This is a genomic window from Pseudomonas sp. 51_B (assembly GCF_017491595.1).
GTDB classification, from domain to species: Bacteria; Pseudomonadota; Gammaproteobacteria; order Pseudomonadales; family Pseudomonadaceae; genus Aquipseudomonas; species Aquipseudomonas promysalinigenes.
The window spans coordinates 1-574 of the sequence record NZ_JAFGYW010000114.1 but is presented as its reverse complement, the minus strand read 5'-3'; the positions used below and the strand labels follow the sequence as shown (position 1 = coordinate 574).

The 574-nt window shown below is 60.3% G+C and carries 1 protein-coding gene; it reads right to left on the bottom strand.

Annotation, left to right across the window (positions count from 1 at the left end; genetic code table 11):
• The coding region (locus tag J5M56_RS23920) for a family 16 glycosylhydrolase (protein WP_207937932.1) at positions 1-574 on the bottom strand (574 nt) is incomplete at both ends.

Genomic DNA, 574 nt, shown 5'->3' with positions numbered 1-574 from the left:
CATGAAAAGTATTGGCCAGCCGCCACGGTGCGATCCAGGTACTGCCGGAACTCAGGTGTTGATCATTCTGCGGTCTGGCCCAGACATGCGCGTTCATGTTGTACAGGCGATCGAAGGCTTCATTGCGGGTCTTGCCGCCGATTTCGAAGATATCGATTTCCGTGGCATTGTCCGTCAGCCCGGTCCACGCCAGCCAGAACGCACTGGAACCGGCGGAATTCATCGGTTTCGCCCGGGCTTCGTAATAGCCGTACATCCCCCGTTCGTTGGTTCGCACCATCGCCGAGCTGTAATCCTTGTAGCCCAGGGCGACGTATTTCTCCGGGAGGGTCTGTTTGCGGAAAGTGATGTTCAGATTGCCGTTGCCGAGCTTGGCGTTCTCCGGCAAAAACAGCGCCGGTTTGCGCCCGAGGGAATCGGTGCCGGTGGCGTTGTTGACGTGCCAGCGTTCGGCATCGAGCGCGCTGCCGTTGAATTCGTCGGACAGCCGCGTATCGCGTTTCCAACCGCCGGCATTGGCTTGGTCCGATAACGGCAGGTCGGGCGTAACGTGCGTCGGGGTCGGGCCTAGCGG